This is a genomic window from Bacillus sp. Y3 (genome assembly GCF_008123875.1).
GTDB classification, from domain to species: Bacteria; Bacillota; Bacilli; order Bacillales; family Bacillaceae; genus Bacillus; species Bacillus altitudinis.
Window position 1 is genome coordinate 354668 of sequence record NZ_VSSC01000005.1, and the last position, 12477, is coordinate 367144.

A 12477-nucleotide genomic window follows, 5' to 3' on the forward strand; every position below is an offset into this window, starting at 1 on the left:
ATAAACGTCTCTAGTCTCGCCGAAAGAGACGCACTGTAAACAGCATACACAATGACTATTCTATATTTTGCACTTGTTCTTTTATTTTTTCAATAGCGCTTTTCATTTCAACCACCAGCTTTGTTAAATGGTGATGGTTTGCTTTTGATCCAATCGTGTTTACTTCACGGTTGAGCTCCTGTACAAGAAAGTCAAGCTTTCGTCCGGCAGCGCCACCTTGCGTCAAAATTTGCTGGAACTGCTGAAAATGACTTTTCAGCCTGGTAATCTCTTCTGTAATGTCACAGCGATCAGCAAAAATGGCCGCCTCTGTGGTCAGTCTGCTCTCTTCAAGCGCCTCTCCGATCCATTCTTGCAATCTTTGATTCAATCGTTCTTTGTACTGACTCACAACCTCTGGTGCAAACACTTTGATTTCTTCTGTAAATGCCTCGAGTTCAGACAGCCTGAGTTCACAGTCTTTTTGAAGTGATGTTCCCTCCTGCTCTCTCATGAAGCAAAGCTCCTTGACAGCTTCTTCACAAGTGTCTATCAGCAAATGCTCCAGCTGCTCATTTCGGCTGACTGACTCTTCCACCTGAACAGCCTGTTCCAGCTTCAGTAAGTCATGTACATGCTGAATACCTGAAATATGATAGCGGTCCTCAAGGTCTTTTGCGGCTTTCATATATTCATCAAGCAGCGGCCAGTCAATCTGTAAAGACCGGCTTGCAAGTTTACCGCCTTCAATCGTAACAAACAGCTCAATTCGACCGCGCTGCACGTGACGAAGAATGATTTTTTTTAATGTATCTTCGAAATATAAAAGCGGCCTCGGCAAACGGGCATGAACCTCTTTAAAACGGTGATTGACCGATTTTAGCTCAACTGACACTGTCAGTTCACCATCCGTTTTACTCGCTTGGCCGAATCCCGTCATACTGCGTATCATGTGAAAACACCCAATTCTTTCATAATTAATAAAATGAAAAAGGTAATAGCAGACACTATTACCTCAAAATTATACCATAACCAATTATTTTTTTCTTGTCAAAAGTGATCCTGCCAGTAAAAAAGTTGGCAATGCAGACATACCGATGATCAGAAGCCAATCAACTGGTGCGACCGCCACCGTTTTGAAAATCGGCTGAAGCGGCGGATAATAAATGACCACAAGCATCAGCAGCAGGGAAGACACAACGGCGCCGATCAAGTACATATTCCCGAATGGATTGCGTTCAAAAATAGACCGTTCACTGCGGCAGTCAAACACATGAATGAGCTGCGCCAAAACGAGTGTGCTGAATGCAACCGTCTGCGCATATTGAAGATTGTTCGGATCACGGTGATACACAAACATAAAGGCTAACAAAGTGGCAATCCCGATCAGAAACCCTCTTGATATGACCTTCCAGCCAAGCCCTCTTGCAAAAATCCCCTCTTTCATGTTCCGCGGCTTTCTCTTCATGACATCGCCTTCTGGTTTATCCATTCCAAGTGCCATAGCCGGCAAGCCGTCTGTGACAAGGTTTACCCACAAAATTTGAATTGGAACGAGAGGCAATGGAAGCGCAAGAAGCATCGCAAACAGCATGACCAAAATCTCTCCCACATTCGATGCCAGCAAATAGCGGACAAATTTGCGAATGTTTTCATAAATATTCCGGCCCTCTTTAATAGCGGATTTAATGGTCGCAAAGTTGTCATCAAGCAAAATAAGAGAAGAAGCTTCTTTGGCAACGTCTGTTCCGGTAATCCCCATGGATATGCCGATATCCGCCTGTTTAATCGCTGGCGCATCATTCACCCCATCACCTGTCATCGCGACAATATGGCCATTTTTTTGATAGGCCTTCACAATTCTCAGTTTATGCTCAGGTGATACACGGGCAAAGACGTACACATCTTCTGCTGTTTGCTCCAGCTCTTTGTCGCTTAGCTGATCCAGAGCTTTTCCATCAAGCACCTTTCCTTGCTTCGGTAAGAGACTTAAATCTTTAGCGATCGCTTTAGCCGTTTCTACGTGATCGCCTGTAATCATCACTGTTTTAATGCCAGCATCCCGGCATTCTTTAATCGCTCGTCTCACTTCAGGACGAGGTGGATCAATCATGCCCTCTAGACCGATAAATGTGAGGCCAGTTTCTGCCTGCTGAACAGATGTGATTTTTTCTGTCAGGCTTACTTTTTTATATGCAATCGCAATGGTTCTGAGCGCTTGTCTTGCTAAACCTTGAATCGCAGCTTCTGTTTCTTGCCGGTGGGCCTTTGAAAATGATGCGGTGCGTCCGCCGTGCATCATATGACTTGAACGGTTCATCAGCACATCTGGCGCCCCTTTGGCAATGACATACCGCTCCTTCTGATTCGTTTCCACGACGACTGACATCATTTTTCTTTCAGAGTCAAAAGGGAATTCCTCCACCACACGAAATCCCGCTTCGATGAATTGCTCTGTAAAACCCGCTTTACGCGCAGCGGTTAGAAGTGCTCCTTCTGTCGGATCGCCATCAAGTCTCATCTCACCGTCTTTTTCAACGATGGTCGATGTATTACAAAGCGCTCCGTATAATAGCACCTTTTGCAGGCTTGGATGTTTGTCTACATGGACAAGTTCTCCGTTTAAGGTAAAATCACCTGACGGCTCGTACCCAGTGCCAGAAATATTCCACGTTTTCCCCTCTGCCCATACATGTGTCACTGTCATTTTATTTTGTGTCATTGTGCCTGTTTTATCTGAGCAAATAATCGAGGCGCAGCCGAGTGTTTCCACAGCCGGCAGCTTTCTGACAATGGATTTTTGTTTAATCATCCGCTGCACACCTAGGGAAAGTGCGACAGTGACGATCGCCGGCAGTCCTTCTGGAATCGCAGCAACAGCGAGAGATACACCCGCTAAGAACATATGATACAAATCATGACCTTGCACCACACCAAGAACAACTACAAGCACAGTTAAAAATAATGCAGCAACAATTAAAATTTTCCCCAGCTGCTCAAGGCGTCTTTGCAGCGGTGTTTCCATATTACCTGCTGAATCCAGCATACCGGCAATTTGTCCCATCGCCGTATTCATCCCTGTACCAATGACAACCCCTACACCGCTTCCTCTTGTGACAAGCGTCCCCATAAAGGCCATGTTCGTCAAATCTCCAAGCGAGACATGATCTCGTGAGAGCGGACTCGCATGTTTGACCGCTGGGATGGACTCTCCAGTGAGGGCAGATTCTTCGATTTCCAAACTCTTTGTTTCTAGTAATCTGATATCCGCCCCAATTCTGTCCCCACTTGAAAACTTCACAATATCTCCCGGCACGAGGTGCTTCGACGGGATCTTGACCCATTCATTGTTTCTCCTTGCATAGACATGCGGCGTTGATAATTCCTTTAGTGCTTGGAGGGACTTTTCCGCACGGCGTTCCTGATAAAAGCCAAGCACACCATTTATCAGCACAATCGCCACAATCGCCACAGCATCAATGTATTCACCTAAAAAGGCAGAAATAATCGTTGCCGCAAGCAGGATTAACACCATAAAGTCTTTAAATTGCGCTAAAAAAATAACGAATGCCGACGCCTTTTTCCCTTCCTGCAATTCATTTGGCCCATGCTTTTCAAGCCGCTTTTGCACATCTTTTTCTGACAGTCCGTCACCTATCGATGTATTCATTGTTTTTAATAAATCGGTTTGGTTCAGTTCATGCCAATTCATTTGACCTCGTCCACTCCTCTTTTGTTCTCTCTCTTATGCAGTGTTCTATAAGCCAGTTTATTCAGACTCGTCCTAAATCATGCTATAATAATAAGACTGCCTAAAGAACGAGAAAACGTAAGGTTCTTTCAGTAGATTTGTGTGAAAGAAGAGGGTGTATCCAACATGTCATTTGACGGCATTTTTACATACGGTATGACAAATGAATTGCAAGAAACATTAACTGGCGGAAGAATTTCGAAAATACATCAGCCATACAAGCATGAGCTGATTTTTCATATCCGGTCAAAGGGGAAGAATCATAAGCTGCTTTTATCCGCTCACCCGAGCTATGCAAGGGTACAGCTCACTGAGCACCATGATGATAATCCGAGCGAACCGCCAATGTTTTGTATGCTCCTCAGAAAACATCTTGAGGGTGGGTTCATTGAACGTTTTGAACAAATTGGGTTAGATCGGGTGATCGTGCTGCACGTGCGAAGCCGAAATGAAATTGGCGATGAACAAACCCGTAAGCTGTATATTGAAATTATGGGCAGGCACAGCAACTTAATTCTCGTGGAGGACGAAACGGAACAGATCATTGACGGACTGAAACACCTTTCTCCATCTGTGAACAGCTATCGAACGGTGCTGCCAGGACATCAATATCTTCTGCCGCCGGCACAGCAAAAGCTGAATCCTTTTGACGTGACGAAGGAAGATATTTTAAAGCATTTACGTTTTCAAGAAGGGAAAATTGCCAATCAAATTGTCGATACATTCTCCGGGGTTTCTCCGCTGTTTGCTAAGGAAGCTGTCCACAGGGCCGGTCTTGCCAATCAGGAAACGATTCCAAGTACATTGCTCGAGATGTTCCAGCTCATTCAGGCGCATTCTTTTACCCCTCAGCTCACGAGAAAAGACGGGAAAGAGTATTTTTATTTATTAGAACTTCAGCACGTCGATGGTGACATGAAGACGTTTGATTCTCTTAGTGAGCTACTTGACCGCTTTTATTTCGGAAAAGCTGAAAGAGACAGAGTCAAACAGCAGGCGGCTGATCTTGAACGTTTTGTTGCGAATGAAAAAAAGAAAAATGAAAACAAGCTGAAAAAACTAACAAGAACGCTTGAAGAATCTCAAAATGCGCATAAGTATCAGCTTTATGGTGAATTGCTTACTGCCAATATATATGCGATTAAAAAAGGGGATAAAGAAGCGACTGTCATCAATTATTATGATGAAGAAGGCGGAGAGATCACGATCCCGCTCAAAACAAACAAAACCCCTTCTGAAAATGCACAAGCGTATTTTACAAAATACCAAAAGGCAAAAAATGCAGTAGAGGCCGTAAATGAACAAATTGAGCGAACACATGAAGAAATTGTATATTTTGACGAGCTGATCCAGCAGCTGTCCTCTGCCTCACCAAAAGATTTAGAGGAAATAAGAGAAGAACTGGTGGAAGGAAAATATTTGCGTCCCAAACAAAAACGCAACGCCAAAAAGAAAAAACCATCGGCCATTCAGCTTGAAGCATATGAATCCTCTCGAGGTGTTCCGATTCTCGTTGGAAAAAACAACAAGCAAAACGAATATTTGACCACAAAGGCGGCAGCTCGTGATGACATTTGGCTACACACAAAGGATATTCCTGGATCACATGTCGTCATTCGTCACAAAGCGCCTGATGAACAAACCTTGCTTGAAGCGGCACAAATTGCTGCCTACTTCTCGAAGGCAAAAGAATCAAGCTCCGTCCCTGTCGATTATACGAAAATCCGGCATGTGAAAAAACCAAACGGAGCAAAACCGGGCTTTGTCACGTATGATCAGCAGCAAACATTATTTGTGACGCCTGATGAGGATGTTGTCCTAAAGCTGAGAAAATAAAAAAGAGCCGATTAAATCTTTGGATGAGATTTTATCGGCTTTTTCTTTATCGTTTTTTTCTTTCTATATAGAGCTCATCGAGTGCATCTACATCCTCTTGTTCAAGCAAGGTCTCAATGGCCTCTGCCAGCTGTTTAGTGCGGGCTGGGCTTGCACCACTCGTAGATACGGAGATTGTCACTTTTCCTGCCCTTACAACCTTTGGCACAATTACATTGCCTAGCTCTGACTGGCTCACACAGTTGACGAGCTGATGAGGAAGCGCTGATTGCGTCATCCACTCGTTTACTGAAGGGTCGTCTGTAGCAGCGACAATCAAAAATGCATCCTTTACATCTTCCGCATCAACTTTCTTTTTCTTCCAAGTCAGCTGATATGTCTCAATGAGATTCGCCATTTCATCACAAATGTCAGGGCTTACAATGGTTATGCTGCATGGCTCCATGCATAGCGCACTCGTCCTTCTAGCCGCAATCCTTCCACCGCCGGCAATCAGCACATGTTTATTGGTTAGATCAAGATGAACTGGAAGCATGGCTTTCTCCTTGAAAACGAAACGCATCCTCTTTGTTTAAGATGGTTTCCTGCACACGTTCAATATAAGCTGCTTTTACATGGGGATGAAACCCAATATATCGGCAGACACGGACATCTCGCAACCGCTCTCTCGCCTGATTCGCTTCATTCTCAATCTCTTTCATTAAAACGCCAGTAAATAAAAGATAAGGCACGAGATAGACAGGCGTATCGTCATCTACTGTTAACTGTGCTAAGACGTCACGATAATTCGGTTCACACGCTGTAATAAAACACGGAAAAACCTCTGCACAAGGCAACATGCTACGGACATCATCTGCAATGCCAAACACATCCCGCTTTACATCTGGATCAGAGCTTCCACGGCCAATTAAGAGAATTTTTGCGTGCTCTCCCTTGTATCCTGCTTCTTCAATCCTTGCGATAACCGCTTTCGTGACTTCTTGGTTCACGCCTATAGGTCTTCCATATGTCACCTTCACTTGTGGGAAACGTTTTTGTACTTTCACAATCTCATCTGGAATATCTGATTTGGCATGCATGGCAGTTAAAAGGAGGAGCGGGACGATCGCAATGTGGGTTGCTCCTTTTTGTACACAAGTCTCAAACCCTTCTTCGATTGAAGGGTCCGTCAACTCTAAAAAACAAATTTCTTGGATATCTGCTTCCACTAACGGCATACAGCTTTTCATAAAAGAAATGGCTTTATCCTGTGCTTCTTTTACCCTGCTTCCATGCCCAACATAAAGGACAGCTTGTTTCATTTGACTCCTCCTTGCGACCTTAGTTTTATTCAGACGAAAAGACACGATGTCTACACGTGTCTTTTCATCTTTGTTTTCATTTCTCAATCAGTGCTGGTTCAAACCAGTTCAACTTTTGATGAAAGTGAACGACATCTCCTACCACGATTAAACTTGGGTGCTCGATCCCTTCTTTTTCAACCGTTTCAGATAGTGTCGCCACCGTGCAGCAAGTCGTCTTTTGCCTCGTGGTCGTTCCCCAGTGAATAAACGCAGCTGGGGTTTCAGGGTTCCGCCCATTTTTCAAAAGCAGCCGCTGGACTCTTTCCACGTTTTTGACGCCCATGTAAATGACAAGGGTATCTATCCCCGTCGCCAGCGCTTCCCACTTTTCTTCAAAATGTTCATCCTTTTGATAATGCCCTGTCACAAACGCAACATTTGAGCTGAATTCTCGGTGCGTGACTGGAATGCCTGCATAAGCAGCGGCTGCAATGCCAGAAGTAATCCCTGGGACAACTTCATATGGAATACCATGCTCAGCTAAGCATTCGATTTCTTCACCGCCACGGCCAAATACAAAGGGATCACCGCCTTTTAGACGAACGACTATGTTCCCTTCCTTCGCATGAGCAACAAGCGCTTCGTTAATCGCTTCCTGTCTCATCGTATGATGATTCGGCAGTTTGCCGCAATAGATCAACTCCGCCTCCGGTTTGGCATGGGCAAGAATCTCTTGATTGACAAGACGATCATATAAAATGACATCTGCCTGCTGTATTGCCTTATGGGCCTTTAGCGTAATTAAGTCTGGGTCACCCGGTCCGGCACCAACAATGTATACTTTCCCCATCTTGCTTTCTCCCCCTGCCATCAGGCGATTATTTCGTTTTATCCTTTACATAATCAACAAGGCGCTGTTTTGACTCCTCGCGTGATAATTCACCTGTATCTAGGACGAGCTCAGGCGCAGCTGGCTCTTCGTATGGTGAATCGATTCCCGTGAAAAATGGAATTTCGCCGTTTCTTGCTTTTTTATATAATCCCTTTGGATCACGCTCTTCACACACGTTCAGATCACATTTCACAAACACTTCGTGAAATTCTCCGTCTTCGACTAACTGTCTTACGATTTGGCGGTCTTCTTGAAATGGTGAAATAAAAGCAGTAATAACAATCGTTCCTTGCTCAACAAATAATTTCGCCACTTCACCGATGCGCCGAATGTTCTCTTTTCTGTCGTCATCTGAAAAGCCTAAGTCTTTATTGAGTCCATGGCGTACGTTATCGCCATCAAGGACTGTCACTTGGTACCCCTGTTCAAACAGCTCTCGAGCCGCTGCGTTGGCGATCGTCGATTTACCTGAACCGCTTAGTCCTGTCAGCCAAATGATCCCGCTTGTATGGTTGTTTTTCTGTTGATATTCTTTTTTAGTAATAGATGAATCATGCCACACGATATGTTCGTTGCTCATGTCATATCCTCCTTTAAGATACCGTCGTTTTTAATCCTTCGATTAATGTTTCAATGACTTCTTTTCGGCTGAACGTGCTCGGTGGTAATTCACCATTTCTCAGCATCGTTCTTACCTTTGTACCTGAGAGAATGACATGTTCGCTTTTATCATGTGGGCATGTTTTTGGTGTAGCCATGGCTTCACATGTATTGCAGTAAAAGCTGTGTTCAAATTTTAATGGTGTGATCCCAATTTCTTCGCTTGTAAATTGTTCAAATAGCTCCTGCGCTTCGTATGTGCCGTAATAATCACCAACACCTGCATGATCTCTGCCGACAATAAAATGTGTACAGCCATAATTTTTACGCACAAGCGCATGAAAAATCGCTTCCTTTGGTCCAGCATAACGCATGGCAGCAGGAAAAACACCTAAAAAGACGCGGTCTTTCGGGTAATAACCGTTCAGTAACACTTGATAGCTTTTCATTCTTACATCTGCTGGAATATCATCAGATTTTGTTTCACCAACAAGTGGATTTAGAAATAGACCATCCACTGTTTCCAGTGCTGTCTTTTGAATGTATTCATGCGCACGATGGACTGGGTTTCTCGTTTGGAAACCGACAATGGTTTTCCAGCCGTTTTCTTTAAAATGTTTTCTTGTTTCTTCTGGCTCATACGTAAATTGCGGGAAAGGTTTTTCACTGCGTTTTGTCAGTGTAATTTTACCACCAATATACGTGTCACCGCGTTCAAATAATTTTTTCACGCCTGGGTGATTGCGGTCATCTGTTTTATACACATTCACTGCTTCTTTTTCCTTATCAGGTGTGTATTGATCTTCCACCTCAATGACCCCGTATACTGTTCCATTATACGATAGACGAACAATGTCACCTTGATTGATCTCCGCTGCTTTTTCCTTTGTGACAGGCAAAGTAATCGGAAGAGACCAAACGACACCACTTGCTAGTCGCATACTGCTGACAACTGCTTCATAATCAGCTTTCGTTAAAAACCCTTCAATTGGACTATACCCGCCAATTGCGATGAGTTCAAGGTCTGCAAAAGAGATGGCATCCAGCTCAATTTCTTTCGCAGCTGTGCTTAGATCAAATTCTTCATTTACTCGATTAATTAATACGCCACCATGTGGTGTTAAACTCATTTGTTCATCTTCCTCTCAATGTTCATATTTATTAGATGTTAATAGTCGGATTTATATTTAAATCCCGCCGCCCTGTTCATGAATCGAGCTGCTCTCATTTTTAACTGCCTTCATAAGACTCAGTGCACCTAGTGAAGCAAGCAGTACACTCATCATGATAAAGATAGAGTAATAGTCTCCTTTTAAGAAAAGGCTTACCAGCAAATAAGATAGACTAAGTGATAAGAAAGGTGACACAACCCATACCTTCAGCATTTTTTTCACAACATGTTTATGAAAAATGTTCGGTCCACCCTTTGCCATACCTAGCCCAATAATGGACGATGAGGTAATTTGAGTAAGAGGAACAGGGAGTCCGAATATAGAGCTGACGATGACAAGTCCTGCACCGGTGCTCGATAATAGAATGCCTTCACCCGTTTGATAGCGTGTAATTTTCTTTCCGTTTGTTTCTAGTACCCTTCTTCCTAGAAGCAGCGCCCCAATGGCCACAAAGATTCCGCCGTAAAGGGTTCCTTGCCCGACTGATAAAACACCTGACGCGACAAGCGGGCCGACCGCATTGGCGACATTGTTCATGCCGGCTGAAAATGCTTCTAAAAACCCACTGATAATCAAAACAACAGATAAGATCAATGTACCTTTTTTGGATAATGTCCGTTTAGGGAACAATCTGATGATTTTGACAACAGCAAAGGTAAAAACAAAGGCAACAATCGGAATAATCACCCAAAAAGAGACAATGACTAAGATCGATTTCACATACAGCACTTTATATGCGGCTGCCACACCGACCACAGCTCCTACTGTGACCTCACTTGTGGATAAAGGAATGGCCAAGAGATTCGCTATGAAAAGTGATAATGCGGCCGAGCCAATGATGATACACACAATTTCAAGTGTGATGACAGATTCCGGCATAATCCCGGAGCTGATCGTTTTGACGACCTCACCGCCGCCAATCACTGAACCTGCTAATATTCCAACCGCACAAACGCTGAGCGCGTATATTGGCTTTTTGATCGCACCTGAACCATATGCGATGCCCATCGAAGCAGCTGCTCCGCTTGCGCCAATATTTAAAGCAAAGAATAAGCTAAATAAAATTGCGGCGATTTCCATACATTATGCTCCCTTACTCATGTAATCCGCACTCAGTCTTTGCTGTCCCTGACCATCTTCCAGAACGCAAATCATCAGCAGTAAATGCCGGCTGTGTACAAGGTGCACACCCGATGCTTGGATATCCTTGGTCATGCAGCGGATTATAAGTAAGATCCTCTCTAGACGCATATCTCCATATGTCCTTCCACGTCCAGTGGATGAGCGGACATACTTTGACTGATTGGAATTTTTCATCCTTATTTAAGAAGTTCGTACCTGCTCGTTTAGGCGACTGCTCTCTCCTTAAACCAGACAGCCATGCCGGATAGCCAGATAGTGCCTCTTGCAATGGAATGACCTTTCTCATATGGCAGCAGCTTTGAGGATTCGTTTCCCATAATTTATCACCATGCTGCTCATTCTGCTCTTCCACCGTCAGCTCAGGTGTTTTCAGCACGATGTCTAAACCAGGATATCTTTCCTTCACTGCATCAATGGTGTCGTATGTTTCCTTGAAATGCAGACCTGTATCTAAAAAGACAATTCTTGCATCTTTTTTTACTTTCGCAATAAGATCGATCAGGACAATGCCCTCAATGCCAAAACTGCATGCATAAACGAGCTGATCACCATAGTGGCCGTACGCCCATTTCAGCACAGATAGGGCCCCTTTATACAAATCGTCCTCTTGAAATGTAATGGACGGCTCTTGCCAATTTTCATAAGTTAACATTGTTTCTCCCCTTCCGGAGTACTGCTTCTATTGCCATTCTCCGCACTACTTTAATCTGATTTTTTCATTTTTTTCCACTTGAATCACTTGACCGTCCTGAACGATCAACGTAATTGAACCGAATTTCATATCCCCAATCAGCTCTTGCATATGCTTCACTAAGTCCTCATCCTGGTTTTGTTTCAGTTCCATCTCCTCTTCCTCCTCACCGTTAAAATAAAAAAACTTTCTTTCAGTCCGAAAGAAAGATGAGGAAGCTCACGATTTCCTTATCTTTCAAAATAGAATCATTTTGCAGGAAGTAGCACCTTGCAAATCGCAGGTTGCCGGGCTTCATCGGGCCAGTCCCTCCACCTCTCTGGATAAGAGTTTTAATTTGTATTAAATATTAACACAATTCAAACAAAAGTCAACCCGACTTTATTGATAGGATTAGTTTTCATTTAAATTTGAGTCTATTTTACTATTTTTAACCAAATAAAAAAACTGTGCAGCGCAGCACAGCTTTTTTAAAAAAGGACAAGCTTTTTAGACCGTTTCTTCCATCCAAGATTCAGACGAAGGATCCTGTCTCCAGCGTTTTAGTTTATTCATAGCAGAGGGCTCAATTGCTTTTAGCTCAAGTGCCACTTCTGTCAGTGTGTCATAGTCTGTCAGCGTGACATAGGGAATGTTTTTCTCTTGAAAAGCCGCAGCTGCTTTTGGCAGTCCATAAGTGAAGATCGCAACAACTCCGAGTACGTCACAGCCTTCTTCTTGTAGAGCAGCCACAACTTCAAGAACGCTGCCTCCAGTTGAGATGAGGTCTTCTACGACAACCACCTTTTGGCCAGGTGATACGGCTCCTTCAATTTGATTTCCTTTTCCGTGTGCTTTTGGTTTACTTCTTACATAACACATCGGTACGTTCAGACGATCAGCTGCTAATGCCGCATGAGGAATGCCAGCTGTAGCTGTACCTGCGACAACTTCCGCTCCTTCAAAATGAGTGAGAATCAAGTCTTTTAAACCTTCCGCAATGTCCCCTCTGACCTCAGGATAAGACAAGGTGAGGCGATTGTCACAGTAAATCGGTGATTTGATACCGCTCGCCCATGTAAATGGTTCGTCTGGTTTTAAAGAGACAGCTTTGATTTGTAATAAATGCTTCGCGATTTTCGTTTTCATCC

12 protein-coding genes and 1 riboswitch are annotated in these 12477 nt (G+C 43.8%); of the genes, 1 reads left to right on the forward strand and 11 read right to left on the reverse strand.

Translation table 11 applies throughout. The annotated features are described in order from the left end of the window. Positions 1 to 55: 55 nt before the first annotated feature. Both FXF70_RS14080 and FXF70_RS14085 read right to left on the reverse strand, forming a co-directional pair. Complete coding sequence (locus FXF70_RS14080; RefSeq protein WP_008344900.1) at positions 56 to 931, reverse strand: YicC/YloC family endoribonuclease; 876 nt, start codon at positions 929 to 931, stop codon at positions 56 to 58. Between the two features lie 84 nt (positions 932 to 1015). After that, positions 1016 to 3691 (reverse strand): calcium-translocating P-type ATPase, SERCA-type, encoded by a 2676-nt coding sequence (locus tag FXF70_RS14085; protein ID WP_007499684.1) that lies wholly within the window; start codon positions 3689 to 3691, stop codon positions 1016 to 1018. A 165-nt stretch (positions 3692 to 3856) separates the two neighbouring features. On the opposite strand from FXF70_RS14085, the gene FXF70_RS14090 reads away from it, so the two are divergent. After that, positions 3857 to 5566, forward strand: coding sequence for an Rqc2 family fibronectin-binding protein (locus tag FXF70_RS14090; RefSeq protein ID WP_148780448.1), 1710 nt, complete (start codon positions 3857 to 3859; stop codon positions 5564 to 5566). 46 nt (positions 5567 to 5612) lie between these two features. Here the strand turns inward: FXF70_RS14090 and FXF70_RS14095 are convergent, their stop codons facing one another. The 9 genes from FXF70_RS14095 to pyrE form a co-directional block, all read right to left on the reverse strand. Then, positions 5613 to 6101, reverse strand: a complete 489-nt coding sequence (locus FXF70_RS14095) for a precorrin-2 dehydrogenase/sirohydrochlorin ferrochelatase family protein (protein WP_148780450.1) — start codon at positions 6099 to 6101, stop codon at positions 5613 to 5615. After that, complete coding sequence (locus tag FXF70_RS14100; protein WP_262368845.1) at positions 6082 to 6900, reverse strand: sirohydrochlorin chelatase; 819 nt, start codon at positions 6898 to 6900, stop codon at positions 6082 to 6084. Before FXF70_RS14100 ends, FXF70_RS14095 begins: the two co-directional genes overlap by 20 nt. 43 nt (positions 6901 to 6943) lie before the next feature. Continuing rightward, entirely contained in the window at positions 6944 to 7699 is a 756-nt protein-coding gene (gene cobA, locus FXF70_RS14105; RefSeq protein WP_035700704.1) for a uroporphyrinogen-III C-methyltransferase, read from the reverse strand. A gap of 28 nt (positions 7700 to 7727) precedes the next feature. Next, positions 7728 to 8321: an adenylyl-sulfate kinase gene (gene cysC, locus FXF70_RS14110; RefSeq protein WP_008344911.1), complete on the reverse strand. Its 594-nt coding sequence runs from the start codon at positions 8319 to 8321 to the stop codon at positions 7728 to 7730. Between the two features lie 13 nt (positions 8322 to 8334). Then, complete coding sequence (gene sat, locus FXF70_RS14115) at positions 8335 to 9471, reverse strand: sulfate adenylyltransferase (RefSeq protein ID WP_008344912.1); 1137 nt, start codon at positions 9469 to 9471, stop codon at positions 8335 to 8337. Positions 9472 to 9528: 57 nt separating this feature from the next. Continuing rightward, positions 9529 to 10593: a sulfate permease gene (locus tag FXF70_RS14120; protein ID WP_008344915.1), complete on the reverse strand. Its 1065-nt coding sequence runs from the start codon at positions 10591 to 10593 to the stop codon at positions 9529 to 9531. A 13-nt stretch (positions 10594 to 10606) separates the two neighbouring features. Next, positions 10607 to 11308, reverse strand: coding sequence for a phosphoadenylyl-sulfate reductase (locus FXF70_RS14125; RefSeq protein ID WP_008344917.1), 702 nt, complete (start codon positions 11306 to 11308; stop codon positions 10607 to 10609). Positions 11309 to 11353: 45 nt separating this feature from the next. Beyond that, positions 11354 to 11500, reverse strand: a complete 147-nt coding sequence (locus FXF70_RS14130) for a YezD family protein (protein ID WP_008344920.1) — start codon at positions 11498 to 11500, stop codon at positions 11354 to 11356. A gap of 74 nt (positions 11501 to 11574) precedes the next feature. Continuing rightward, a riboswitch (SAM riboswitch) is annotated at positions 11575 to 11677 on the reverse strand. Positions 11678 to 11836: 159 nt separating this feature from the next. Beyond that, on the reverse strand, positions 11837 to 12475 hold the full coding sequence (pyrE, locus tag FXF70_RS14135) for an orotate phosphoribosyltransferase (RefSeq protein ID WP_148780453.1): 639 nt from the start codon (positions 12473 to 12475) through the stop codon (positions 11837 to 11839). Positions 12476 to 12477: the final 2 nt, after the last annotated feature.